The organism is Parafrigoribacterium humi (assembly GCF_040227205.1).
Taxonomy (GTDB): Bacteria; Actinomycetota; Actinomycetes; order Actinomycetales; family Microbacteriaceae; genus Parafrigoribacterium_A; species Parafrigoribacterium_A humi.
In genome coordinates, this window is sequence record NZ_JBELOA010000003.1 from 194504 (window position 1) to 218217 (window position 23714).

A 23714-nucleotide genomic window follows, 5' to 3' on the forward strand; every position below is an offset into this window, starting at 1 on the left:
TTGCCCACTTTGGCCCCAATTGTCCCCGTTTTGGGCGCATTTTGGGGCGGAAGTGGGCAACTCGCGTAAGCCACCGGGCGTTCGGGTCAAGCGGTCGGTGGATGTTGGATTCAGCCGGCGCACCGCTGGCGGCGGCGAGCGCGGGCCGCCAGCATTGCATCATGACCACAACAGACCCCGCCGTGAGCGTGCGTGACCTGCGCAAGAGCTACGGACACGTCACCGCCCTCGACGGCGTGAGCTTCGACATCCAGCGCGGGGAGACCTTCGCGCTGCTCGGGCCCAACGGCGCAGGAAAGTCCACCACGATCGAGATTCTCGAGGGCTACCGCGACCGCTCCTCCGGCGAGGCGCGCGTGCTCGGCAGCGACCCGCAGCGCGGCACCCTCGCTTGGAAGGCCAGGCTCGGCATCGTGCTGCAGAACACCGGCGAGAGCGGCAACGTCACCGTGCGCGAGCAGCTCAGCCACTTCGCCGGCTTCTATCCGAACCCCAGGCCGGTCGACGAGGTCATCGCGGCCGTCGGGCTCGAAGCCAAGGACAGGACGCTCATCCGCAAGCTCTCCGGCGGCCAGCGCCGAAGAGTGGATGTCGCCCTCGGCATCATCGGACGGCCGGAGCTCCTGTTCCTGGACGAGCCCACCACGGGCTTCGACCCCGAGGCGCGTCGCAGCTTCTGGGACCTCATCCGCCAGCTCAAAAGCGAGGGCACCACGATCCTGCTCACCACCCACTACCTCGACGAGGCCGCCCAGCTCGGCGACCGCGCCGGGGTGATCGCCGGCGGCAAGCTCATCGACATCGGGCGCATCGACGAGATCGGCGGTATGGATGCCCGCGTGCCGATCGTGCGCTGGAAAGAAGGGGGCGTCATCCGCGAGGAGCGCACCACAGAGCCGGCCACTCTGGTCGCCCGCTTGGTCGCCGCGAACGGCGGCGAACCGGATGCCGTGGAGATCGTGCGCCCGAGCCTCGAGGACGTGTACCTGCGGCTGGTCGAGAACTCAGCCGAAACACGTTCCGCACAGACCGACAAGGAGAACGCACGATGACCACCGTCACCCCGCCGCTGCCGGCCGGGCGCACCATCCGGCTCGGCGCGAGCCGCATCGCCTACGAGGTGAAGGCCTACTTCCGCCAGGGCGACTCGGTCTTCTTCACCTTCCTCTTCCCGCTGGTCTTCCTCACCATCTTCTCGGTCGCGTTCAGCGCCATGAATTTCGGCAAGGACGCATCCGGCAACACCATCACCGCCGCCGACTACTACCTGCCCGGGATGCTCGCGGCAGGCCTGCTACTCAGCGGCCTGCAGAACATGTCGATCGACATCGCGGGCGAGAAGAGCGACGGAACCCTGAAACGGCTCGGCGGCTCCCCGTTGCCGGTGTTCAGCTACTTCATCGGCAAGATCGGGCAGGTGCTGGTGACGGGCGTGCTGCAGGCCGCGCTCCTGCTGCTGGTCGCGGGAATCGCATTCGGGGTTCCCCTGCCGAGCGATCCGGAGAAGTGGCTCACCTTCGCCTGGGTCTTCGTGCTCGGCGTGACCACCTGCGCCGTGCTCGGCATCGCGCTGAGCGCCCTGCCTCGCAGCGGCAAGAGCGCGACGGCCGTCATCATCCCGATCACGCTCATCCTGCAGTTCATCTCCGGCGTCTACCTGCCGTTCTCCCAGCTGCCCGTGTGGCTGCAGAACTTCGCCGGCTTCTTTCCGCTCAAGTGGCTGGCGCAGGGGATGCGCTCGGTGTTCCTGCCGGACAGCTTCAAGGCGGTCGAGCAAGGCGGCTCCTGGGATCTGCCCGGCATCCTTCTCGTCACCGCCATCTGGCTCGTGGTGGGACTGGTGCTCTGCCGCCTCACCTTCCGCTGGATCCGCAAGGACTTCTGACCGCTACCGCAGCTCGGTGAGGTCTGGCAATCGGCTCCTCCGAAGGCGGGTGAAGAGCCGATCGACAGACCTCCCCGAAGATCAGTCGACCGACGCCGCGGCGGGACGGCGACGGCGGGCGATGGTCAGCGCCAGCGCGCCCGAGAGCAGCAGCGACAGGGCGATGCCGAGTGGCAGTGACGGGTCGGCGACCCCGGTGTCGGCGAGCCTGGTCGGGCCGGTCAGCGAGACCGCCGTGATGGTGCCTCCCGCGCCGAGAGTGAACCAGGCGTTCCTGGTGAGAGTCGTGCCATCGGGCGCAACGCCGGTGAGGATCAGCTGGTGCGTTCCGGGAGGCGTGTTGGCGGGCAACGCCACCTTCCAGGTGAACCCGCCACTGCCGTCGATGGTCCCCGTGTACAGGATGACCGGAGCGGAGTGCATGGTGAGCGTGTAGGGGGAACCCACCTTGAGGCCGTCCGCCGAGATCGTCGACGACGCATCCCCGATCGCCGTGCCGGTCTGGAAGTTCAGGCTGAGATCGATGGTCGGCGCCGCCGGGGAGGCAGCGGCCGGCGCGACCGTGCCGGTGAAGCTCTGGTCGATGTGGCTGGACCCGTTGCTGGCGGTGATCGTGAAGTCGTACGCGCCCGCGGATGCCGGGGTGCCGGTCACGACGCCGGTCACCGCGTCGAGTGCGAGCCCGGCCGGCAGCGTGCCGTTCGTCACCGAGTAACCGACCGTCCCTCCCGAAGCCGCGACACCGTCGCTGTACGCAACGCCCTGCTGGAACGCGCCGAGCGTGTCGTCGATCCAGACGGGTGCGACGGAGGCAGGGGCGATAGTGAAGAGAATCGTGATGTCCGTGCTGCCCTCGCCGAGGTCGGCATGCACCCTCACGGTCACAGGCCCACTCACGGTCGGCGTCCCGGAGAATGTGAGCACCTCCGAGGACTCGGACATGTACGAGCCGTTGTAATCGGGGGGTGAGACCGTGATGCCTGCCGGAAGGTTCTCGACATGCCACCAGGTGTTGTACTTATTGGTGATGGAGCCCGTATACGCGGCGCCCTCGGTCATGAGCGGGAGATCGAAGCTTGCCCAGGTCGTGTCCCCGTCATCGACCGTCACCGTGACCGAGTCGTCGCTGACGGCCTGCGCAGGCACCGCGACCAGCACGGGTGCGACGACGAGCGCGGCGCTCGCTGCGACGGCGGTGAGGATACGCGAAAGGCGCGGCCGAAGGCCAGGCGCTCGGTGCTGTCGTGCTGTGGTCATGAGGTCCCCCCGGATCGAACAACTGATGTCCGACCACGATAGTGCAAAGATGTAAACGATGTTGACATCTTGGGAGAACTCGTGCGCCCCAGTACAGGGGGTATCGGGCAATGGCGGTCCACGGCGCGATTTCTCCGCCAGAATGTGAGGTATGGGCACGGTGGCGGGAACTCAACCGAGCGGGGTGGGTGGCTATGGCCGCCTCGACCGCGGGGTGATCCTGGATGCCGCCCTGCGGATCGCCGCGCGACCGGGCGCCACCGAGATCCGGTTCCGCGAGCTCGGAGAAGAGCTGAGCGCCGATCCGACCGCCGTCTACCGGCACTTCCGCAGCAAGCGCGAGCTGATGGAGGCGTTGATCGAACGCCTGATGGAGGGCGTCGCCGACATGGCGCTCTCCACGGATGGATGGCGCGGGGTGCTGAACGCGATGGCCGTCGGCATCCTCGAGGAGTTCACCAGGCATCCGGCCATCGGGCTTCACCTCGCAGACGCGCGCCCCGTCGGCGCATCCGAACTGGTGCTCGTCGAGCGCGTGCTCGCGGCACTCGAAGACGCCGGGCTCAGCGGAGATGCGCTCATCACCCACTACGGCGCGCTGAGCGGCTTCGCCGTCTCCTACGTCGCCGCGAGCTGCCGCGAGCTGCTCACGGCGGGCGCGGCATCCGTCGCCGTCGTCGAGGGCATGGCCTGGCTGCCCAGCGACCTCGCCGTCACCGCACAGACCCATCCGGCTGTACTGCGCTACGCAGAACAGCTTGCGGCGACGAACTTCCGCTCGACCTACTCGGCCACGATAGGCGTGCTCATCGACGCCGCTGCACAGGCGGGGCGACCCCGGGGCGGGGAGCCAGGGTAGCGCTTGCGCGGGGTCTCGATACGCTCGTTCCTCGCTACTCGACCGGCGTTGCGGCTCACCTCTCGATCGGGAGTCGGCTACAGTTGAACGCCCACCAGGATCGGCTCGGGCTGCAGGATGACACCGAACTGGTTGAGCACCCTGCTCTGCACGTAACGCGCGAGTTCCGCGATATCGGATGCCGTGCCCCAGCCCCGATTGACGAGTGCGAGCGTGTGCTTGGTCGAGATCGCCGCGCCGGAACCGGGCAGCGAGAATCCGCGCGTGACGCCGGAGTGCTCGATCAACCAGGCCGCGCTCAGCTTCACCGAGCCTTCCTCTGCGGTGTAGTGCCGAGCATCCATCTGGCGGGTGAGGAGCTGGCCCGGCACCAAATTCTCCAGCGGCACGACGATCGGCTCGTCAAGATCCGGCTCGAGCGGCCACCGCGGGGCGTCCGCAGGCAGGGTCGCAGCGAAGCGATCGCTCACGATCGGATTGGTGAAGAAGGAACCGGCGCTGACCGAGTCCGGATCGTCGGGCGAGAGCAGCATGCCCTTCGCCGCGCGCAGGCGCAGCACGGCCCGGCGCACCTCCGCCAGCGGGATACGAGCGCCGAGTTCCACGCCGAGGGCCGAGGCGAGCTGCGCATAGGCGACGGGCGCACCGAGCGCGGCGGCAGCATCCGCGTCAGTACCGTTCACGAGTTCGAGGTCGATCGAGAGAACGACACCCCGTCGCCCGCGCTTGAGTGCGGAGCTGCGGTAGCCGAGTTCGAGCTCGGCAGCCGGCAGGTGCAGCACCTCTTCCGTGTCGTAGTCGAGAAACTCGATGCCGACGAGGCTATCGGAGAGCTCCTGTCCGTACGCCCCGATGTTCTGCACCGGCGCCGCACCGACGGAGCCGGGGATGCCCGACAGCGCCTCGATGCCGCTCCACCCGTGCTCGACGGTGTGCGCCACGAGCTCGTCCCAGGGTTCCCCAGCCTGTATCCGCAGGCGCACGGCGCCCGCGACATCCATCCGCTCGATACCGCGGGTCATGACCCGTATGACCGTGCCGTCGAAGCCCTCGTCAGCGACGACCGTGTTGCTGCCGCCGCCGAGTAGCAGCCACTCCTCGTCGCTCGCCCACACTTCGCGGGCCGTCTCGACGAGCTCATCGTGCGAGGCGGGTGCCACCATGCGCGCCGCAGGTCCGCCCACCGCGAGGGTGGTGAGCCGCGACAGGGTAGGAGCGCCATCGACAGGAGTCACTGGGCGCGCCTCACTCCGCCAGGCTGACGCGCGCCTGCGCCTTGCCGAGCACGGTGTCGCCTCCGAAGGTCACCACGAGATCGATCCGGGCCACGAGTGCCTCCGCGTCGAGCTGCCCGATCTTCGCCGTCACAGAGACGACCGCGCCGGCCTCCGCGTCCACGAGCACCGGGCGGGTGAACCGCACCTGGTAGTCGACGACACGGCCGGGGTCTCCGGCCCAGTCGACGACCGGCTGCACGGCGAGGCCCATCGTGAGCATCCCGTGCGCGAGCACACCGGGCAATCCGACTGACACGGCGACGTCGTCGCGATAGTGGATCGGGTTGAAGTCTCCGGATGCCCCGGCGTACCGCACGAGGGAGTCGCGCGTGAGCCCGAAGTCGGCCTCGGCCACCACGTCGCCGACGCTGAGCGAGGCAAAGGAGGGTACGGCGTTCATTCGTCTCCCCTGACGACGAGGGTGGATGTCGCGGTCACGACGGGCGCACCGGTCGCATCGACCACGGCCGACTCCGCCGTCACCATGGAATGCCCGCCGAGGAACTTCACGCTGGCCACGGTGAGGGTCGCGGTGAGTTCGTCTCCTGCGACGATGGGGCGCGTGTAGCTGAAACGCTGGTCGCCGTGCACGACGCGCGAGAAGTCGATGCCGGAGTCCGGCTCGGCGAGGAGCTGGGCCAGCGTCGCCTCCTGGATGACGACGGCGAAGGTGGGCGGGCCCACCACATCCGCGTACCCTGCGGCGCGCGCGGCCTCAGGGTCGTGATTGATCGGATTGGTCGCGAAGACGGCCCGCGAGAACTCGCGGATCTTCTCGCGCCCCACGAGGTAGGAGGGAACGGGTGGGAACACCCGGCCCTGCAGTTCAGGATTCACCGGCATCGCCCCAGCTTAAAGGAGGAAGGCGTTAGCGCGGTGCCCGCCCGTCCCAACTGGTGAGTTGCCCACTTTTGCCCCTGAAAATGCCAAATTGGGCGAATTTTGGGGCACAAGCGGGCAACTCGCGCTCACACAGGGGTGGAGGCGCGGTGCGAGGGAAGGGTCACCAAGAGACAGTGCGGTTAAACGACGAAGCCCCGGTTCCGCCAGGGGGACGGTTCCGGGGCTTCAACTGAGCCGGATGCGAATCTGTTCGATTCAGATCTTCACTGACCTGTGCGTCCGACCGGTGGTCGTTTTCAAGCCTGTGGCTGCATCGAACTGTAGCGTGCGGCTCTTACTGGCAGCTGTCGCACTGCAGTTCATCCATCGGGTCGACGGGAACCGAGTAGCCACCTACGTAGTTGTCGTTGTCCATTGCCTTCTCCTTCGTTCCAATGATTCCCCCCAGTCACTGCTCGCGATCCGGCGTCCAGTCCGGATGGTGCGTGTGCAGCGCCTGCGTGGTCTCCCACTATATAACCGGAATCACACGATTGTCATTCCACTACATGTAGTGTTTCGCGTCTTTTTCTTATCTCACGCTAAACCCCACCACCGACATCGCGATCCGGGCCGAAAAGATGCTGAAAATCGGCGCAATACCCCCGAAACAAGATCAAATACCCCCAATTGGGGAGACAGAGGGTGACCGCACCGTGATCATTCCGTTAGACTCGCTAGGCCGATAGAGCAACCTCGGGGGTGTCCCGAGCCAGGGAGGTACTACGGCGGATGACCAAATCCAGTGGAAAGCTTGCGGCCATGGCCGCGGCCGCGTGTCTCATCGCGACGGTCGCAATCCCCGCTTACGCAGCCGCAGAAACCCCTGCCGTCGCAGTGAAGAAGCACCAGAGCACCCAGAGTCTCGTCAACTATTCGACCGCAACCGGCCCCGCTGAAGTTGCGCACGACGCCTACACCGTGACGATCGCGCCCAAGCGCCCTTCCGTTGCCGTGAACCGGTACGTGACCGTCAACCCCCCGACGCAGGCCTACAGCGGCGCGGCCGTTCTCGCCTATGCCGCACAGTTCGTCGGCAAGGTCCCCTACGGCATGGGCAACAGCCCCACCACGAGCTTCTCCTGCGACGGATACGTGCAGTACATCTTCGCCGGCTTCGGAATCCACCTTCCGCGCGGCGCCGACCACCAGGCGGCCCTCGGAGTGCGGATCTCCAAGGCGGATGCCGTGGGCGGTGACCTCGTGTGGTGGCCGGGCCAGCACATCGGCATCTACGACGGCGCGGGCGGGATGTACAACTCACCCGTGTGGGGTCGTTACGTCGAGCACGCCTCGAGCCTGTGGGGCAGCCCGGTCTTCATCCGCCTGAAGTAGGTTGTGACGGCGTCGCGTCGTCGGGTATCGCACCGAAGGCTCCGCCCATAGAGGCCCACCACGCCCCCGCCTTCGGCGCGATACCCGACGACTGAGTACTTCGCTGAGGCAGGTTCGACAGGCTACGCGCTACGGGCGGTGAGTTCTGCCCGCAGCGGCCACTTCTCGTCCTCGAGAATGACCTGCGCGCTGCGCCCATTGACCGAGTTGACGACGATCGGCGCCATGAGATTCATGGTGGTGCCGCTCTCACCGGGGTTCGCGACGACGAGCACGAGCGCGTCGTCCCCGCTGACGAGGTCGAGTGAGGCCGCCTGCTCGTCGGAGATCTCCGGCGTGTAGTCCGGGAGGAAGATCCCGGCGTCCAGCACGAACAGTCGCATGCCCTGGTCTTTGACCGGACGCAGGGCGTACAGCCCGTTCGCCCCCTCGATGTCGTCGAGGACGAAGTCCACGAGCGGCTCGAATCCGGGCGGAGGTGTGACGAAGCTCAGTGAGGCGCTCACCGGAGGAAGTCCATCAGGGTCGGCTGGAGCACCTTCGCGGTGACTCCGAGCGAGGTCTGGTACGTGGTCTGCTGGGTCTGCAGGTCGAGAATGACCTTGGCGACATCCAGATCCTCCACTGAGGAGCGCTGGCCTTCGAGGGACACTGTCTGACTCGCATTCGTTTGTTTGGCTCGATCCATCTGGGCCTCTGTCGTTCCGATAATCGATTGCTGTGCGCTGATCGCCTGCTTGCGCGCGTCGATCTCCGTCAGTCGTGGGCCGATATTGACCCCGCTGTGCAGGTCATTGACGATGTTGTCGATGAGCGTGAAAACCGATCCCGGGGTCGTGCCGGGGTCGGTCGACGGCGGTACACCGGGATTGGTGCCGAAGATATCCGCACCGCTGGCATCCACACGCACGGTCGTGTTCGCGTCGATGCGACGCTGCACGGTGTCACCCGGCAGTCCATTGAAGGTGTAATCGGCGTTGAAAGCGGCACCGGCATTCGTGTTGCCCGCGAAGACGCTGCGACCCAGGTAGCTCGCGTTCGCCTGCTTGAGCAGCTCGCCCTTGAGGTTGGTGAGCTCCGTAGCGATCGCGTCCTTCGATGTCGGCGACATGGACCCGTCGTTTGCACCCTGCACGGTGAGGTCGCGGATGCGGCCCATGATGCTCGAGACCGTGCTGAGGGTCGAGTCGATGGTGTTGAGCCACGCAGTGCCGTCGGAGATGTTGCGACCGTACTGATTGGTCGCGGCCTGTTCCCCGCGGATCTGGATCGACTTGGAGGTCCCCGCCGGGTCATCCGATGGCACCGAGATCGCCTTCTGGCTCGACGCCTGGTTCTGCAGCTTTACGAGCGCGGTGAGGCCGGTCTGCAGGTTGTACTGCGCATTACGCGTGATCGTCTGGTTGGTCACTCTGGTCAGCATGATTTACAGCCCCACCACTCCCGTGTGATTGATCAAGGTGTCGAGCATCTGGTCCACGGCCGTCAGGACTCGCGCGGAGCCCTGATACGCGCGCTGGAAGCTCAGCAGGTTCACGTTCTCCTCGTCGAGGTCGACCCCGGCGTTGGAGAGCTGGTTGTTCACGGCCGCGTTCGTTGAAAGATCAGCGAGTGTCGACTGCTGCTGCGCCGTCTGGGAGGTCGTGCCGATGCCGGCGACGATGCTCGCCCAGACGGAGTCCGGTGAGGTCTTGCTCGCGCCGAGCTGCGAGATGGCCCCAGCGACATCCCCGTTGTATGCGCCCGTGCCGACCGTCGCGGTCGCGAGGTCGGCCGAGGTCGTCGGAATGACCGAGAGTCCGAGCGCTGCGGGCAGGGCACCGTTGAAGCTGAAGAAGTTGACCCCGGTGGTGCCTGCGGCATTTGCACCGGTCGAGTAGACGCTGTTCACCTGCTGGGCGAGGTTGGTGGCGAAGGCGTTATATGAGGCTGCTGCCTCCGCGATCGGACCGCCCGTTCCCGAACCATTCGCGGCAGCGAGCATGGAGATCGTTCCGCCGATCTCACCACCGTCGAGGGCAACGGCGCTTCCGGGCCGGCTCGTCCATTCCAGTTGCACCGGGTCACTGCCCGCTGCATCCATGTGATAGGTGCCGACAAGCGTGACCGAGTTGAAGTTGCCGCCCGAGACGAGGGGGTTGCCGCCGATGAGGATTTCGTTCGTGCCGTCCGGGAGTTCGCGAACCGTGCCGCCGGCGAGCTTCGAGATCGAGGTGGTGATGGTGTTGCGCTGGTCGATGAGCTCGTTCGCCGAGCCGCCCGCGGCGAGCGTCGTGCGAATCTTCTCGTTGAGATTTGCCACCCGTGCGCCCGCGTCGTTGAGTTGGGCGACCTTGGTGTCCAGGTCGGTGCGCAGGGTCGACCACTGGTCGTCCACCTGGTGGTAGCCGTTCGCGATCTGGGACACGAGTCCGCTCGCCTGGGCGAGCAGTGCCGAGCCTGTGGCGGGAACGGCCGCGTTGTTACCGAGATCCTGCCAGGCAGACCAGAACTTCTGAAGCGACGAGGAGAGGCCGTTGGGGCCGGGCTCCTGCAGGGTGCCCTCAAGCGAACTCATTGACGAGGCACGCACATCCCAGTACCCGGATGCGCCGGTCGCCGAGCGCACACGCGCGTCGAGAAGCGAGCTACCGAGCCTGGCGACCCCGTCCACGGACACGCCCTGGCCGACGGTGAAGGTCTGGGACATCGACAGCGACGACGGTGCCGTCACAGACGCCGAGGTCGTGACGCGCTGTCGGGTATACCCGTCCGTGTTCGCGTTCGCGATGTTCTGACCTACCACATCGAGACCGCGTCGCGCTGCGACAAGGCCGGTGTATGCGGTGTTGAGGGTGCCGAAAGAACTCATGCGTGCCTCACAACCTCTGGTCGAAGAGTCTGGCGTCCGCCCTGCTGTTGCCGGCGAATCCTTCGGCGTCGTAGGTGCCCGCATCCGGAACCAGTGTCGCGAGAGTCTCCTGCGTTGACCGCACCGCGGCCCGGAGGAAGCGCTCGTTGATATCGCGCACCTCCTTGATCTGGCCGGTGAGCTCGGTCATTGCGCGAAGGTGCCCGGTGAAGATGTCGCGCCACGGGCCATCGGGCGCGATCGCAGCCAGTTCGCGCAGGGTCGAGTTCTCGCCCCCACCCCACTCCTCTGCGAGGGTGGCGACTTCGAGCGTACGGGTGAGGCCCGCCGCGCGCAGGCGATCCATGACCTGCTCCACCTCGCGGGTGGCGTGGGAGAGCCAGCGAGACTGGCCCGCGGTCAGCAGCAGCTGCTCTTCTTCCAGTTTGAACAGCAATAGCTCGAGCAGTTCACGCTCGCGCCAGAGCAGTGCGGATACGTCGTTGGCACTCAACCTGTCCTCCAAGTCCTGTCGTAAGCGGTGGCGATTCCCAGCGAGGAGTCGCCTGCCGCTGTTCGCGACATCTGCCTTATCCACGCTGAGAAGCACTATCGGCAGGTTTACCCCCCGAGTAAGGGAGATCGCCCAGAACTTTTTCCATGTGACCGGCAACACCACGCCCCCAGTTCAGGGGAGACGTTCCCCCGAAGGGGTGACAGCGGGGCAAAAAATTCTCTTGCGCGACCTTTTTCGGCGGTGTCCGGCGCGGATAGAGTCTGGATGACCGGAGGGGAAACCGGTCGACTCGGGGGACAGAGCGATCAGCGTCCAGGCTGATCAGCGCAACGGACTGCGCCATAACTCGCCCCCAACTCAGTCCAGGGGGTAAGACAGTGAATCGTTCTGAACGGAACGCGCTCGTCGTTGAAAATCTGCCGCTCGTCGGCTACTTGGTGTCAGAGCTGTGCGCTCGCGCCACTCATCTTTCCCGTGACGACCTCGCATCGTCTGGGGCGGTCGGCCTCATCACCGCAGCAGACGCCTTCAAACCGGAACTCGGCATCCCATTCGGTGCCTTCGCCCGCAAGCGGATCCTCGGCGCCTTCGCCGACGACATGCGCGCGAGCGACTGGGCAACCCGCTCCGCACGCAAGCGCATCAAGGAGACTCTCTCCGTGAGCGAGTCGCTCACCGCCGCGCTCGGTCGCACGCCCAGCGTCGACGAGATCGCCTCCGCGCTCGGCGTGGACCGCGAGGCGGCAGCCGAAGCGCTCGCGGATGCCTCCCGCAGCATTTCTACGCTGGACGACACGACCGCGGAGTTTCTCGTCGCGGAGGGCGCGCTTCCCGAGGAGTCGCTCCTCGAGTCCGAGCAGCTCGGTATGCTGCGCGCAGCTGTCGACGCGCTCCCGGAGAAGATGCGCTACGTCGTCACTCGGATCTACTTTGAGGACCAGTCGGTGAAGGAGCTCGCTGAAGAGCTCGGCACCACGCACTCCGCTGTCTCACAGACCAGGGCCGAGGCCATCCGTCTTCTGAAGGACGGCATGCAGACCCACTACGCGGACGACCCCGAGGTTGCACACGCACCGGAGTCCCGCATCGCCGCCGCGAGCCGCAACGCGTATCTCTCGCGTCTGGCCGACTCCACCGCCGTGGGCATCAGCCGATTCGGCTACGGCCACCCGGCCGTAGAGCGTTCGATCGCGTAGCCACTCTCGCTGGCCGAGTGCTCGCGCAACGACTGCATCGAGACCTGGTGTCGACACGGCCGCGAGCGGCCACCTCAACCCGCAGACGAAAAAGACCACAAAAACATCTAACGCCCCGACACCACCTGCCGATAGCTAGTTGTGTCAGTCCAGGGAAGGACTGAAGCACCACACCCAATCACGGAGGAAATCATCATGGGTATGACAATCAACACCAACCTGTCTGCGCTCACCGCATACAGGAACCTGTCCACCACGCAGAACGAGATGTCAAGCTCGCTCGCGAAGCTTTCGAGTGGTCTTCGGATCAACAGTGCGAAAGACGACGCGGCCGGCCTCGCCATCTCTGAGGGCCTGAAGTCACAGGTCGGAGGCCTCACGGTCGCCGCCCGCAACGCTCAGGACGGCATCAACGTCGCGCAGACCGCAGAAGGCTCGCTCGGCCAGGTGCAGGCCATTCTGCAGCGCATGCGCGACCTCGCTGTTCAAGCCGGTAACGACTCGAACAACGTCGATTCGCGCAAGGCAATTACCGCTGAAGCCGATCAGCTCACTTCCGAGCTTGGGCGCATTGCAACGTCCACGAACTTCAACGGCATCTCGCTGCTCAGCGGTGACGTTGATTCAGGGCAGACGGGCGCGCAGACCGTACTGTCGTTCCAGGTCGGCGCGAATGGCACTTCAGACAACCAGATCCAGGTCGACCTGAAGTCGGCAAACGTGACGGCCATCGCGAGTACCTTGGGATCCGCCAACAAGGGATCCAACTTCACGGTGACTGCTGCAAGCGTGACTGGCGTCCAGTCTTTCTCTGTCACCAACAGCGATGGATCTGTCACGGCCGTGAAGACCGCTGCGCTGCCAGCAGCCGGCGCCTACACCACCACGCAGGACGTGGCAGACGCGCTGAACAAGGACTCGCAGTTCGCAGCGAACCTTGTAGCAACTGTCAACGCGGCTGGCGACCTGAATGTCAAGTCACTGACGGGTGGCGCTGTCGGTACGACAACGGCTCCGGGCACCGGTGTCGCAACTGGCGCGACCGCGCCAACTGCTGGCGGGCTGGACTTCAGCTCTGCTGCGGGAGCTCAGGCATCCATCAAGATTCTCGACACCGCAATCACGGGCGTCTCGAGCGCTCGCGCAAGCCTCGGAGCTGTGCAGAACCGCCTCGAGTACACCATCACCAACCTGAACATCTCCAAGGAGAACCTGACGGCTTCGCAGTCGCAGATCACCGACACCGACATGGCGTCAGAGATGGTCAACTTCACCCGCTCGAGCATTCTGGCGCAGGCCGGTACTGCAATGCTCGCGCAGGCGAACCAGGCGAACTCCGGAGTGCTCAAGCTCCTGCAGTAAGCCCGGGTAACAGAACGACGCCTGGTGGCGATCGGAGAGGGATCTGGACCTCTCTCGCCGGTCGCCACCGAGCGTTTTCTGACTAATTCAATACGACACAGCAGACGAATCACCAGCAGAACACAGAAGGGGGACGAGGACCATGACAACAGGCATTGATGGCCTCTCGAGCACGCTCGACACGACCTCCCTGATCAACTCGCTCATCGCGGTGGATGCCCAACCGCAGAACCAGCTCAAGGCGCAGGTCAGCGACGCGAGCAAACTCGTCTCCTCACTGCAGGGACTCAACACCCAGATCTCCGGCCTCGCCACACTCGCCAACTCCACGGCCGCCGCGGGCGCACTCGATCTCTACACGGCGACCAGCAGTTCGAGCGGCGTCACCGCGACCGCAAGCAGCGGCGCGACCATCGGAAGCATCGATCTCACGGTCACCCAGCTCGCCCAGGGCCAGAGCGGTGTCACCGCGGCCATGGCCGACTGGGGCACCAAGCCCACCGCGCTCACCATCGTCGGCAGCGACGGCACGGCAACCGACATCACCCCGGCATCCAACTCACTTGACGACATCGTCGCCGCCGTCAACGCGGCGGGCAAGGGCGTCACCGCTATGAAAGTCGCCTCGGGCACCGTCGGGGGCGTACAGCAGTATCGACTGCAGTTCAGCTCCACCGACACCGGCGCTGCCAGCGCCTTCACGATCTATGCCGGCACGAGCGCTGACGTCACCGGTGGAACGGCAACCAACCTGCTCGATCCGGCATCCGGCGCCGCGGTACTCCACACAGCACAGGATGCCCAGGTGTCACTCTGGGCTGGCACGTCGGCCGCACAGACGATCAGCTCATCCACCAACACCTTCAACAATCTGCTGCCGGGCGTCTCCGTGACGGTTTCGGCCGCATCCACGACACCCGTCACGCTCTCCGTCGCTCGCGACGCCGCAAAGACAGCGGATACTGCATCCACCTTTGTGTCGTCGCTCACCGCGATTTTTGCGACCATCAAGACCCAGTCAGCCGTCGTGCAGAGCACGGATGCCAATGGAGTGCCGGTCACCTCGGGGAGCGTGTTCACCGGTGACGGGACAATCAGAAACGTCAACCAGTCACTATTGGACGCAGCGACCCTTCCGGTGAACGGCCACTCCCCCTCGGAGATCGGCATCAGCATCACCAAGGACGGCACGATCACCTTCGACCAGGACAAGTTCACTGCGGCGCTCGCGGCAGATCCCGCCAACGTGCAGTCGGTGATGCAGGCCATCGCAACACGCGTCGCCGCGGCAGCCACCGCTGCATCCGATCCCGTCGACGGCTCGATCACGGCGAAGATCACCGGGCAGAACTCCTCGATCAAGACCATGAGCGACCAGATCGACAACTGGGACATCCGTCTCGCCGCCCGCCGGGCCGCACTCGAACAGACATACGCACAAATGGAGGTCACCTTGGGCAACCTGAAATCCCAGTCCAGCTACCTCGCATCGCAGCTCTCCGGGCTGCCCTCGATGCAGTACACGAGTTCGAAATGAGCATCCTCAGCGGCGTGAACCTCCGCCGGGCCCAGTACAACCGGGATGCGATTCTCACCGCGAACCCCGCCAACCTGCTCACCATGCTCTACGACCGCCTGCTGCTCGACCTGGGCAGGGCGGAGAGCGCGCAGGAGCTCGAGGACTGGGACACCAGCTCGGAGAACCTGCTTCACGCGCAGGACATCGTCGCGGAGCTCACCTCGTCGCTCGACGTGACCAAGTGGGATGGAGCGGATGGCCTGCTCGGCGTCTACAACTTCGTCACCCGGGCACTCATCTACGCGAATACGCACCGCGACATCGGGTCGACTCGAGTGTGCATCACGCTGCTCGAGCCACTGCGACAGAGCTGGCACGAGGCGGCCGCCGCGCTGCCCGCCGTGGACGCCGCGGCGACCGAACGCCTGCCGATGGGAGTGCTCGGTGTTGCCTGAGCAGCGGAGAGACTCGTCGACCTGGGCCAAGATTCTCGACGCCATGGAAGACCAACTCGAGCGCAGCAGTGCGCGGTCGCTGAAGGAGAGCATGAGCGGAGCGCATGTGGCGCCTGCTCGAGAGACCTCGGGCAGCTTCGTGCTGCCGGCGAACCCCGGGCCGATCCCTGCGGAGCTCGTGGAGCGCGCGCAGGTCATCCTCGAAGCACAGGAACAGGCGATCGAGCGGGTTGAGGCTGCCAGGCGCACCACTGCGCGTCACCTCGCGACCACGCGTTCCATGTCGCCACGGCGCGGTGATCGCGCGGTCTACCTCGACATCTCGGGCTGAGGTATCTTGCCGGCCCGGTCTCGATACGGCCGCTCCAGCGCGCCACTCCACCGGCGGGAGGACGGTAAAAACGGATGAATTGCGACACGCCGCGAAAATCGCCCGAATAACGCGGCGTGTCCCCAAATCTCCGACGTTAGCGACTGTCCGCCGGAAGTAGCGTGGCACCCTCTCGGGGGGTGCCGGTAGACCAGAAAAGAACTAACGCACACCCTCCTGCTGCCGATAGAGAGCAGTGGAGAGCATGGATCGCTCGCCTCTAGGCCACGGATCGGCCGTTGTTTTAGGGGGAACGGATATCCGTGCTTAATTCAGTCACGACCGTTGCGCTCACGAGCGCACTGGACGCTCTCGCGCTGAGACAGCGCACCATCGCGAACAACATCGCCAACATCAACACGCCGAACTACCACGCCAAGCGCGTCTCATTCGAAGACGCCCTCGCCGCATCGGTGGAGGCCGGCGACGGACACGTCGATGCCACGATCGCGCGCTCACTCGAGCCCACCAACGTCAACGGCAACAACGTCAACCTCGACACCGAGACGGTCGCCGGCACCGACACCGTGCTGCGCTTCCAGTTCGCGGCACAGGCCGTCGGCAACGAGTTCGCCCGGATGCGCACGGCGATCGGAACGAACTGATGACCTTCGACGCACTCGGCATCGCCGGCACGGGGCTCACGCTTCACCGCCACTGGCTCGATGCGATCTCAGACAACATCGCGAACATCAACACGATCAAGCCGACGAGCGGCCCCGCGTTCCAGGCACGCTACGTCGTGGCACAGGAGGGCCAGGGCAATTCCGGTGTCTACGTGGCCGGCACCGCCCTCGGCAGCGCTGACGGCATCCTCGCCTATGACCCGACCAACCCTCTCGCAGACGCAAACGGAATGGTCAAGCGCCCCGATATCGACCTCGGCACCCAGATGTCCGAGCTGATCATGGCGCAGCGTGGCTACCAGGCCAATGCCAACGTGATCGACCGTGCCAAGACGACATACCAGGCCGCACTCCAGATTGGTAAGTAATGTCCATTCCATTGATCGGTGCCGTGCAGGGCATCACAGGCACGGGAATCACTCCCGATGTGCAGCAGACGAACGCCTCGGATGGCTCGACCTTCGCGGCATCCCTCGGCGGCGCGATCGACACCCTGCAGCAGCTGCAGAGCACCTCGGACACCCTCGCCGTCAAGGCCGTGACGGGCAACCTCGACGACATCCACGACGCGACCATCGCCGCAACCCGCGCGCAGGTGACGCTCGAACTCGTCGCTGCCGTGCGTAACAAGGGCGTCGAAGCGTTCAACAACATCATGAATATGCAAGCCTGATGCCCGCCCAGGTCACGTCCGCATTCCGGCGCATCTTCGGTGCGATCCGAGAGTTCACCATTGCCCAGCGCACCCTCGCGCTCATCGGTGTCGCCGTGCTCGTGCTCGGTATCGCCGGCCTCACCGTCTGGGTGAGCCAGCCGTCGTACAGCCCGCTGTTCTCCGGGCTCGCCGCCTCCGACGCAAGTTCCATCGTCGACCAGCTCAAGACCGACGGCGTCCCATACCAGCTCACCGACGGCGGCGGAACGATCCTCGTGCCGGAAGCCAGCGTCTACAACGAACGTCTCAAGGCCGCATCCGCCGGCCTGCCCACGAGCAGCAACGGCGGATACGCGCTGCTCGACAAGATGGGTGTCACCGCTTCGGAGTTCCAACAGAATGTGACCTACAAACGCGCCATTGAGGGCGAGCTCGCCTCTACGATCCAGGCACTCAAGGGCGTGAAGATGGCATCGGTCCAGCTGGCCATCCCCAAGGACACCGTCTTCACGTCGCAGAAGAACGACCCGACGGCGTCCGTGTTCATCCAGACCGACGCAGGCGTGAGCCTCACGTCAGACCAGGTGCAGGCAATCGTGCACCTCACCTCCGCATCGATCGACGGCATGAAGGCCACCGACGTCTCGGTTGTCGACTCCGACGGCCAGGTGCTCTCGGCCGTCGGCACGGGTGCTACCGGCAGTGTGGACAAGCAGTCAGCGGACTACGAGAACCGCGTGCGCGACACCGTGCAGACCATGCTCGATCGCGTGGTCGGTCCGGGCAATGCGACCGTCGCGGTTGCCGCAGACATGAGCCAAGAGTCCGCCAAGCGCACCGAGGAGACGTACACGACGCCGGAGGGATCGCCGACTCTGAGCGAATCGACCGACAAGCAGACCGGCGCGAGCGGCACCGACAACGGAACGAGCGCGACCGGAGTACTCGGCCCTGACAACATCGCCGTCCCGGGCGCGACGGGCACCACCACCGGCGCCACGAGCGAGACCCAGGTCAAGAACAACGCGCTCAACAAGGTCACCGAGGACCGCACGATCCCGGCAGGCGCCATCACGCGCCAGACCGTCTCCGTCGCGCTCAACTCCAAGGCGGCGACCGGGCTCAAGGTCTCGGAGATCTCCGCCCTCGTCTCTGCGGCAGCCGGCATCAACACCACGCGAGGCGACAAGGTCAGTGTCGAGGTCGTGCCGTTCAGCACCACCGCAGCGGCCGATGCGAGCGCCGCCCTCGGGGCAGCGGCCAAAGCTGCCGAGGCCAACCGGATGACCACGATCATCACCGCCGCGATCATCACGGCGGGCGTCGTCACCCTCCTGCTCGTTCTGTTCATCCTTCTCCGCCGCCGCAGCCGCCACCGCCGCGAGGAGGAAGAGGGCCTGCTGTCGGAGATGCTCGACGCAGCGACCGTACCCATGCAGCTTCCGGCGATGCGGAGCGCATCCCAGCTCGGCGCTCCCGCCTCCACCACGCAGACGCTCGAGGGCGGACCGATTGCGCCAGCCGACAGCGACGCCGTCAACCGCCGTGCCGAGATCGAGGCGTTCGCCCAGCGCGATCCGCAGAAGACGGCCGAGTACCTCCGCAGCATGATGGACGACAGGCAGCCGGTATGAGCGAGACGACCGAGAAGGGACTGACCGGCACCCAGAAGGTTGCCGTCGTCCTCATGAACATGGACAGCCAGCGCGCCGCGGGCGTGCTGAAGGAGTTCAGCGAGCATGAGGCCGAGGAGATCGTCGCCGAGATCGTGCGACTGCGTCGTGTCGACTCCGTCGTCGCGGAGCAGACCATCAGCGAATTCCACGACATGACCGTGCGCAATGCCGCTCTCGCGCGCGGTGGACGCGACGTCGCGGTCGGGCTGCTCGAGGCATCCTTCGGTGCTGAGCGCGCCGCGGGCGTGATGAACCGCGTCGCCTCGACCATGGCAGGCAAGGCGTTCGAGTTCCTGGAGCAGACGGAGCCACGCCACGTCGTCGCCCTGCTCGAAGGCGAACTCCCCCAGACGATCGCGCTCGTGCTCGCGCACCTGCGCCCCGAGCACGCCTCCCCCATCATGTCCGGCCTCGACGAGGACCTGCGCACGGAGGTCGCACGTTGCATCGCCACGATGGGCACCGCGACTCCGGAAGCCGTGCGCATCGTCACCGATACCCTGCGCACGAGAGCCGGTGCCGTCGTCTCGCTGACCGACACCGTGGAGGTCGTCGGCGGCATCCAGCCCCTCGTCGACATCATCAACCGCTCGGATGTCGCCACCGAGCGGGCACTGCTCGAGTCCCTCGACGAGAACGACCCGGACCTCGCGGAAGAGGTGCGCTCGCGCATGCTGACCTTCGCCGACATCGTGAAGTTCGAGGCGCGGGACGTGCAGCAGGTGCTGCGCGGAATCGACGCCAGTGTACTCGCCATGGCCATGAAGGGTTCGCCCGAAACGGTCGTCGAGGTCATCCGCACCAACCTCTCTGAGCGCAACCGCGAGATCCTCGACGATGAGATCAAGCTTCTCGGACCGGTGCGCGTGTCCCAGGTCGAGGAGGCGCGCGCGGACATCGTGCGTGCGATCCGCGACCTCGAATCGCAGGGCACCATCACCCTGCAGCGCGGCGAGGAGGACGAATATGTCATTTGACCCGAACTTCGCCGCCCTCACCTTTCCCGCGCTGAGGCACCCGGGCCAGGATGCGATCGATGCCCAGTCACGCATCCAGGGCCACGCCGCGGGGTACGCATCGGGGCTTCGTGCCGCGGCGAAAGAGGCCGAGATGCGCGTCATCGAGCTCAACGCCGAGACGACCGCCATGCTGAACGAGCGGAACGCGCAGATCGATGCGGCGCTCACCGCGCTCGAGTCGGCTGCACGAGCGCTTCACGCCCGCGCTGTTCCGACGATCGACACGGTGCAGGACGCACTCATCTCGAGTGCGCTCGAGCTCGCCGAGGCGATCCTCGGCTACGAGCTGTCTGACGGCCCCACCTCCGCGAAGGCCGCGCTCTCCCGCGTGCTCGAACACGCCGACCCGCGCACGCTGCTGAGCGTGCGAATGAACCCTGCCGACATCGCGGAGCTCGGAGAGGCCGGCCGTACCCCGAGCGTCGAGATCATTGCCGATGACACCGTCGCGCGCGGAGACGCACTCGGCGACTTCGCAGACGGCTACCTGGATGCCCGCATCCAGACCGCCCTGGCTCGCGCCAGGGCCACGCTACTTGGGGAGACGATATGACGACGACCTGGCGTCCCCACGCCGAGCAGTTCAGGGCCGCAGTCGCCACAGCGCTTCCCCAACGCGTCGGCGTCGTCTCGTCCATTATTGGGCTCGGGGTGGAGTTGAGCGGTCTCGACTGCGCCATTGGAGAGCTCGTCACGATCGGGGAGAACCCCGGTGTCGAGGCCGAAGTGGTCGCGACCACGAGAACCGGCGTGCGTTGCATGCCGCTGGGAAAGATGGTGGGCATCAACGCGGGAGCGTCGGCGCGGTCCAGCCGCCGCCCCATCCTCGTGCCCACCGGCTCCGGCCTTCTCGGCCGCGTCGTCGACGGCCTCGGCCGCCCCATCGACGGCAAGGGCCCGCTTCTCAGCGACGGTTTCGTCTCGCTCGACAACGCCACGCCATCCGCCATGCAGCGCGCTCGAATCACGGAGCCGCTGCCGCTCGGCGTTCGCGTGCTCGACACCCTGACGACGGTGGGCAAGGGCCAGCGCCTCGGCCTGTTCGCCGGATCCGGCGTCGGAAAGTCCTCATTGCTCTCGATGATCGCGCGCGGCACGTCCGCCGAGGTCTCGGTGATCGCCCTCGTCGGCGAGCGCGGCCGTGAGGTGCGCGAGTTCCTCGAGGACGACCTGGGTCCCGAGGGTCTCGCCCGCTCGATCGTGGTCGTCTCGACCTCGGATGAGCCCGCGCTCATGCGCCTGCGCGCCGCCTTCGTCGCCACCCGCATCGCCGAGTCCTTCCGCGATCGCGGTGCAGACGTCATGCTCATGATGGACTCGCTCACCCGCGTCGCCATGGCACAGCGCGAGATCGGACTCTCCGTGGGAGAGCCACCGGCAACGCGGGGCTACCCGCCGTCGACCTTCTCCCTGCTCGCGCAGCTGCTCGAGCGGGCTGGCACCGCTGAAACCGGCTCCGTGACGGGCATCTACACGGTGCTCGTCGATGGCGACGACCACAACGAACCCATCGCGGACGCAGCCCGCTCGATTCTCGACGGACACGTCGTGCTCGATCGCAAACTCGCGGTGCTCGGGCACTTCCCGTCGGTGGATGCGCTCGCCTCCATCTCGCGTGTGGCCAGCAGAGTCAACACCCGGGAGCATACGGCCGCCGCGATCGCCCTGCGCAAGGTGCTCGCCGCACGCAGGTCCGCGCAGGATCTGCTGGATGTCGGCGCGTACCACGAGGGCAGCAACCCGCTCGTCGACGCGGCCGTGAAACACGAGGACGCGATCAACTCCTTCCTGCAGCAGGGCATGGACGAGCGCATCACGGCAGCAGAAGCGTGGGCCTGGCTCGATCGGCTCAACACCTCTATGGCGGTGCCGGCATGAGCCGACCATTCTCACTCGCGGGGCTGCTGCGCCTGCGCCACCTCGAGCAGGATGAGGCGGCAGGCCAGCTCGCCTCGGCGAACGCCCGTCTCGACGCGACCTCCGTGCAGCGCAACCGCGCCCGCGCAGCACTCGGCGCGACGCGGGCGGAGGCCAGCAGCACGGAGATGCTCTACGCCATGGCGGCCGGGCGGGCATCCATGCGCAGCATGCTCTCGGACCTCGACTCGATGCTCAACCAACAGCACGCGGAGGCAGCGCAGGCGAACGAGGCCTTCAGCGCCGCGCGCGCCAAGGCCGTCGCCCTCGAGAAGCTCGAGGCGAAGCACGTCCAGGCCGTGATGCTCGACGAGCTGCGCGCGGAACAGAACGTGATCGACGAAATCGCCTCGACATCGTGGCATGTCGACCGGGAGGGAAAGACACCATGAGCATCAGCAACTTCCTGCTCGCAACGGTCAGCGCACCTGAACGGCCCGCAGCGCCATCGAGCAAGAGCTCGTCCGCGGGAAGCTCCTTCGGCCTTGCGATGCAGCACGCGATGGGGACACAGCCAGCTCATACCTCGTCCAAGGGCAGCAAACCCTCCACGACGTCGGCACCGCACGGTCCTGCCGCTCACGCCGCGCCGCAGCACGCATCGGAGAGGGCCGATACGCCGAGCTCTCCGAAGACCGCATCCAAGACACCCACTTCCGACAGCGCCGAGACGACGGGCGTCACGACCTCGAAGGCGGGCGCGAAGGACCAGACGCCAGCGACGGATGCCGCGGATGCCTCACAGACGTCGGCACTGGGCCAGCCCACCGACTCCAGCACCGCCAGCACCGCCGCGCAGCCGACCCCGGACGCCTCGGCACAGGCCGCAACAGCACAGGCCGCAGTACAGACTGCCCTCGCCCAGCCACAGGCGACTGCACTTCCGACGACCGCTGCCAGCGTCGCTGGTGCGGATGCTGCGGTAGAAGCTACCGTGGCAACCGCTGCAGCCGGACAGGCCGCGGCCCCGGCGCCGACCGTTCCTGTCGTTCCCGTCGTTCCCGTCGTCTCTGCCGTCGCTGCCGTCCCGACCGCGCCGGCGCGGGTCACACCCGCCGCTACGCCTGCCACGCCTGCCGCCACGGCCGCCGCGAGCTCCGCGGTCGCGGCAGGCGTTGCGGTGGTCGCCGAGGGTGCGGGCACTGCGGGCACACCCAAGACGACGGGCAAGGCCACACCGGCCGCCCCCACAACGACCACACCCACGGACACACCGGCGACGCCTCCCGCGGCGGCCACGGTTGCCGCATCCGCCGTGGCAACGGCGGCAGCCCCGGCAGCAACACCGACGAACGGGGGGCCCGCCACCGCGCAGGCTCCGCTCCCCCACGCCCCGGCGGCCCCCGCGGTCGATGCCACGGCATCCGCGGTCACCGACGCCCTCGCGGCGAAGGAGTCCGCAGCACCGGCGACACCGACCACGGACTTCTCGGCAGTGCTCGACAGTGCCAAGAGCGCGGCGAGCGCCAGCGCGAACAACGCCCCGCAGACCCAGGCGGCCGCGGCATCCGTTCCGGTGACCACGACATCCGTCGCGCCCACCGCCGCGCCGGCACCTGCTGCACCGCCACCGCCACCGGCACCGCCGCTCATGACGCAGGTTGCCCAGCCGATCCTCGCGCTCACGCGGGCGGCATCCGGCGATCACGTCCTCACGCTCAGTGTGACGCCAGACAACCTCGGACCGGTGACCGTGCGGGCGCACATGAGCAGCGCGGGCCTTCGGGTCGAGCTGTTCGCACCCAACGACCTCGGTCGCGACGCCCTGCGCGCGATCATGCCTGACCTGCGCCGCGACCTGGCCGGCACCGGAATGAACACGAACCTGCAGCTCTCGCCGAACAACCAGCCGAGCACAAGCCAGTCTGCAGGCGGCCAGCAGAACCCGGGCCAGCAGAACGCCGGGGCCGGACTCGGCTACAACCAGGGCGAGGGCCGAGCGGATGTCCGCGACAGCGCCGCGCCGAGAGCGGCACGAACAGAGACCCCAACCACAGAGGCGCCCCGAACAGGGCCACTGCGCTCCGGAGCACACGCGTCGTCCATCGACGTGATGGCCTAGAGGAAGAAGAGGAAG

General features: G+C 66.5%; 26 protein-coding genes. 18 read left to right on the plus strand and 8 right to left on the minus strand.

What is annotated here, in order from left to right; genetic code table 11:
- Positions 1-161: 161 nt before the first annotated feature.
- Complete coding sequence (locus tag ABUA28_RS07710; RefSeq protein ID WP_349903456.1) at positions 162-1052, plus strand: ABC transporter ATP-binding protein; 891 nt, start codon at positions 162-164, stop codon at positions 1050-1052.
- Entirely contained in the window at positions 1049-1885 is an 837-nt protein-coding gene (locus tag ABUA28_RS07715) for an ABC transporter permease (protein ID WP_349903457.1), read from the plus strand. The genes ABUA28_RS07710 and ABUA28_RS07715 overlap by 4 nt, the downstream gene beginning before the upstream one ends.
- Positions 1886-1966: 81 nt before the next feature.
- On the opposite strand, the gene ABUA28_RS07720 is transcribed toward ABUA28_RS07715, so the two are convergent.
- A complete protein-coding gene (locus ABUA28_RS07720) occupies positions 1967-3142 on the minus strand; it encodes an Ig domain-containing protein (protein ID WP_349903458.1) in 1176 nt (391 codons plus the stop codon).
- Between the two features lie 151 nt (positions 3143-3293).
- Between ABUA28_RS07720 and ABUA28_RS07725 the strand changes: the two genes are divergently transcribed.
- Complete coding sequence (locus tag ABUA28_RS07725; RefSeq protein WP_349903459.1) at positions 3294-4001, plus strand: TetR/AcrR family transcriptional regulator; 708 nt, start codon at positions 3294-3296, stop codon at positions 3999-4001.
- 77 nt (positions 4002-4078) lie between these two features.
- On the opposite strand, the gene ABUA28_RS07730 is transcribed toward ABUA28_RS07725, so the two are convergent.
- Genes ABUA28_RS07730 through ABUA28_RS07740 form a run of 3 tightly spaced genes read right to left on the minus strand, consistent with a single transcriptional unit; the run spans position 4079 to position 6121 of the window.
- Positions 4079-5236, minus strand: a complete 1158-nt coding sequence (locus tag ABUA28_RS07730; RefSeq protein WP_349903460.1) for a UDP-N-acetylmuramate dehydrogenase — start codon at positions 5234-5236, stop codon at positions 4079-4081.
- A gap of 10 nt (positions 5237-5246) precedes the next feature.
- Positions 5247-5678 carry a MaoC family dehydratase gene (locus tag ABUA28_RS07735; RefSeq protein WP_349903461.1) on the minus strand — a complete coding sequence of 144 codons (432 nt, stop codon included), beginning with the start codon at positions 5676-5678 and terminating at the stop codon, positions 5247-5249.
- Positions 5675-6121: an FAS1-like dehydratase domain-containing protein gene (locus ABUA28_RS07740; protein WP_349903462.1), complete on the minus strand. Its 447-nt coding sequence runs from the start codon at positions 6119-6121 to the stop codon at positions 5675-5677. The genes ABUA28_RS07735 and ABUA28_RS07740 overlap by 4 nt, the downstream gene beginning before the upstream one ends.
- A 771-nt stretch (positions 6122-6892) precedes the next feature.
- Here ABUA28_RS07740 and ABUA28_RS07745 point away from each other — a divergent pair.
- Positions 6893-7495, plus strand: coding sequence for a C40 family peptidase (locus tag ABUA28_RS07745; protein WP_349903463.1), 603 nt, complete (start codon positions 6893-6895; stop codon positions 7493-7495).
- Positions 7496-7617: 122 nt separating this feature from the next.
- Here the strand turns inward: ABUA28_RS07745 and ABUA28_RS07750 are convergent, their stop codons facing one another.
- The 4 genes from ABUA28_RS07750 to flgN are packed head-to-tail and all read right to left on the minus strand — an operon-like array spanning position 7618 to position 10839.
- Positions 7618-8001: a flagellar assembly protein FliW gene (locus tag ABUA28_RS07750; RefSeq protein WP_349903464.1), complete on the minus strand. Its 384-nt coding sequence runs from the start codon at positions 7999-8001 to the stop codon at positions 7618-7620.
- A complete protein-coding gene (gene flgL / locus ABUA28_RS07755; protein ID WP_349903465.1) occupies positions 7998-8918 on the minus strand; it encodes a flagellar hook-associated protein FlgL in 921 nt (306 codons plus the stop codon). Before flgL ends, ABUA28_RS07750 begins: the two co-directional genes overlap by 4 nt.
- Before the next feature lie 3 nt (positions 8919-8921).
- The gene (gene flgK / locus ABUA28_RS07760) at positions 8922-10346 is read right to left on the minus strand and encodes a flagellar hook-associated protein FlgK (RefSeq protein ID WP_349903466.1); all 1425 of its coding nucleotides are present in this window, start codon (positions 10344-10346) and stop codon (positions 8922-8924) included.
- A 7-nt stretch (positions 10347-10353) separates the two neighbouring features.
- The gene (gene flgN / locus ABUA28_RS07765; protein ID WP_349903467.1) at positions 10354-10839 is read right to left on the minus strand and encodes a flagellar export chaperone FlgN; all 486 of its coding nucleotides are present in this window, start codon (positions 10837-10839) and stop codon (positions 10354-10356) included.
- A gap of 380 nt (positions 10840-11219) precedes the next feature.
- Between flgN and ABUA28_RS07770 the strand changes: the two genes are divergently transcribed.
- The 14 genes from ABUA28_RS07770 (at position 11220) to ABUA28_RS07835 (ending at position 23699) form a co-directional block, all read left to right on the plus strand.
- The gene (locus ABUA28_RS07770; RefSeq protein ID WP_349903468.1) at positions 11220-12038 is read left to right on the plus strand and encodes a sigma-70 family RNA polymerase sigma factor; all 819 of its coding nucleotides are present in this window, start codon (positions 11220-11222) and stop codon (positions 12036-12038) included.
- Between the two features lie 195 nt (positions 12039-12233).
- A complete protein-coding gene (locus ABUA28_RS07775) occupies positions 12234-13400 on the plus strand; it encodes a flagellin N-terminal helical domain-containing protein (protein ID WP_349903469.1) in 1167 nt (388 codons plus the stop codon).
- A 142-nt stretch (positions 13401-13542) separates the two neighbouring features.
- Positions 13543-14937 carry a flagellar filament capping protein FliD gene (fliD, locus tag ABUA28_RS07780; protein WP_349903470.1) on the plus strand — a complete coding sequence of 465 codons (1395 nt, stop codon included), beginning with the start codon at positions 13543-13545 and terminating at the stop codon, positions 14935-14937.
- Positions 14934-15374 (plus strand): flagellar export chaperone FliS, encoded by a 441-nt coding sequence (gene fliS, locus ABUA28_RS07785; RefSeq protein WP_349903471.1) that lies wholly within the window; start codon positions 14934-14936, stop codon positions 15372-15374. Before fliD ends, fliS begins: the two co-directional genes overlap by 4 nt.
- Positions 15364-15705, plus strand: a complete 342-nt coding sequence (locus ABUA28_RS07790; protein WP_349903472.1) for a hypothetical protein — start codon at positions 15364-15366, stop codon at positions 15703-15705. The genes fliS and ABUA28_RS07790 overlap by 11 nt, the downstream gene beginning before the upstream one ends.
- A gap of 302 nt (positions 15706-16007) precedes the next feature.
- Complete coding sequence (locus tag ABUA28_RS07795) at positions 16008-16349, plus strand: flagellar basal body rod protein FlgB (RefSeq protein WP_349903473.1); 342 nt, start codon at positions 16008-16010, stop codon at positions 16347-16349.
- Positions 16349-16738: a flagellar basal body rod protein FlgC gene (locus ABUA28_RS07800; RefSeq protein WP_349903474.1), complete on the plus strand. Its 390-nt coding sequence runs from the start codon at positions 16349-16351 to the stop codon at positions 16736-16738. The genes ABUA28_RS07795 and ABUA28_RS07800 overlap by 1 nt, the downstream gene beginning before the upstream one ends.
- Positions 16738-17043, plus strand: coding sequence for a flagellar hook-basal body complex protein FliE (gene fliE / locus ABUA28_RS07805; RefSeq protein WP_349903475.1), 306 nt, complete (start codon positions 16738-16740; stop codon positions 17041-17043). Before ABUA28_RS07800 ends, fliE begins: the two co-directional genes overlap by 1 nt.
- Complete coding sequence (gene fliF / locus ABUA28_RS07810) at positions 17043-18659, plus strand: flagellar basal-body MS-ring/collar protein FliF (RefSeq protein WP_349903476.1); 1617 nt, start codon at positions 17043-17045, stop codon at positions 18657-18659. Before fliE ends, fliF begins: the two co-directional genes overlap by 1 nt.
- A complete protein-coding gene (gene fliG, locus ABUA28_RS07815; RefSeq protein ID WP_349903477.1) occupies positions 18656-19678 on the plus strand; it encodes a flagellar motor switch protein FliG in 1023 nt (340 codons plus the stop codon). The genes fliF and fliG overlap by 4 nt, the downstream gene beginning before the upstream one ends.
- Entirely contained in the window at positions 19668-20273 is a 606-nt protein-coding gene (locus ABUA28_RS07820) for a FliH/SctL family protein (protein ID WP_349903478.1), read from the plus strand. Before fliG ends, ABUA28_RS07820 begins: the two co-directional genes overlap by 11 nt.
- Entirely contained in the window at positions 20270-21598 is a 1329-nt protein-coding gene (locus ABUA28_RS07825; RefSeq protein ID WP_349903479.1) for a FliI/YscN family ATPase, read from the plus strand. Before ABUA28_RS07820 ends, ABUA28_RS07825 begins: the two co-directional genes overlap by 4 nt.
- The gene (locus tag ABUA28_RS07830; protein ID WP_349903480.1) at positions 21595-22029 is read left to right on the plus strand and encodes a flagellar export protein FliJ; all 435 of its coding nucleotides are present in this window, start codon (positions 21595-21597) and stop codon (positions 22027-22029) included. The genes ABUA28_RS07825 and ABUA28_RS07830 overlap by 4 nt, the downstream gene beginning before the upstream one ends.
- Complete coding sequence (locus ABUA28_RS07835) at positions 22026-23699, plus strand: flagellar hook-length control protein FliK (RefSeq protein WP_349903481.1); 1674 nt, start codon at positions 22026-22028, stop codon at positions 23697-23699. The genes ABUA28_RS07830 and ABUA28_RS07835 overlap by 4 nt, the downstream gene beginning before the upstream one ends.
- Positions 23700-23714 lie beyond the last annotated feature (15 nt).

Excerpts from the sequence above, each read along its gene's own strand:
- flgK (WP_349903466.1), bottom strand. The coding sequence starts at position 10,346 with ATGAGTTCTTTCGGCACCCTCAACACCGCATACACCGGCCTTGTCGCA.
- fliG (WP_349903477.1), top strand. The coding sequence starts at position 18,656 with ATGAGCGAGACGACCGAGAAGGGACTGACCGGCACCCAGAAGGTTGCC.
- fliF (WP_349903476.1), top strand. The coding sequence starts at position 17,043 with ATGCCCGCCCAGGTCACGTCCGCATTCCGGCGCATCTTCGGTGCGATC.
- flgL (WP_349903465.1), bottom strand. The coding sequence starts at position 8,918 with ATGCTGACCAGAGTGACCAACCAGACGATCACGCGTAATGCGCAGTAC.
- ABUA28_RS07825 (WP_349903479.1), top strand. The coding sequence starts at position 20,270 with ATGACGACGACCTGGCGTCCCCACGCCGAGCAGTTCAGGGCCGCAGTC.
- ABUA28_RS07740 (WP_349903462.1), bottom strand. The coding sequence starts at position 6,121 with ATGCCGGTGAATCCTGAACTGCAGGGCCGGGTGTTCCCACCCGTTCCC.
- ABUA28_RS07820 (WP_349903478.1), top strand. The coding sequence starts at position 19,668 with ATGTCATTTGACCCGAACTTCGCCGCCCTCACCTTTCCCGCGCTGAGG.
- ABUA28_RS07725 (WP_349903459.1), top strand. The coding sequence starts at position 3,294 with ATGGGCACGGTGGCGGGAACTCAACCGAGCGGGGTGGGTGGCTATGGC.
- ABUA28_RS07710 (WP_349903456.1), top strand. The coding sequence starts at position 162 with ATGACCACAACAGACCCCGCCGTGAGCGTGCGTGACCTGCGCAAGAGC.
- ABUA28_RS07835 (WP_349903481.1), top strand. The coding sequence starts at position 22,026 with ATGAGCATCAGCAACTTCCTGCTCGCAACGGTCAGCGCACCTGAACGG.
- ABUA28_RS07830 (WP_349903480.1), top strand. The coding sequence starts at position 21,595 with ATGAGCCGACCATTCTCACTCGCGGGGCTGCTGCGCCTGCGCCACCTC.
- ABUA28_RS07745 (WP_349903463.1), top strand. The coding sequence starts at position 6,893 with ATGACCAAATCCAGTGGAAAGCTTGCGGCCATGGCCGCGGCCGCGTGT.
- ABUA28_RS07720 (WP_349903458.1), bottom strand. The coding sequence starts at position 3,142 with ATGACCACAGCACGACAGCACCGAGCGCCTGGCCTTCGGCCGCGCCTT.
- fliD (WP_349903470.1), top strand. The coding sequence starts at position 13,543 with ATGACAACAGGCATTGATGGCCTCTCGAGCACGCTCGACACGACCTCC.
- fliE (WP_349903475.1), top strand. The coding sequence starts at position 16,738 with ATGTCCATTCCATTGATCGGTGCCGTGCAGGGCATCACAGGCACGGGA.
- ABUA28_RS07775 (WP_349903469.1), top strand. The coding sequence starts at position 12,234 with ATGGGTATGACAATCAACACCAACCTGTCTGCGCTCACCGCATACAGG.
- fliS (WP_349903471.1), top strand. The coding sequence starts at position 14,934 with ATGAGCATCCTCAGCGGCGTGAACCTCCGCCGGGCCCAGTACAACCGG.
- ABUA28_RS07715 (WP_349903457.1), top strand. The coding sequence starts at position 1,049 with ATGACCACCGTCACCCCGCCGCTGCCGGCCGGGCGCACCATCCGGCTC.
- ABUA28_RS07800 (WP_349903474.1), top strand. The coding sequence starts at position 16,349 with ATGACCTTCGACGCACTCGGCATCGCCGGCACGGGGCTCACGCTTCAC.
- ABUA28_RS07735 (WP_349903461.1), bottom strand. The coding sequence starts at position 5,678 with ATGAACGCCGTACCCTCCTTTGCCTCGCTCAGCGTCGGCGACGTGGTG.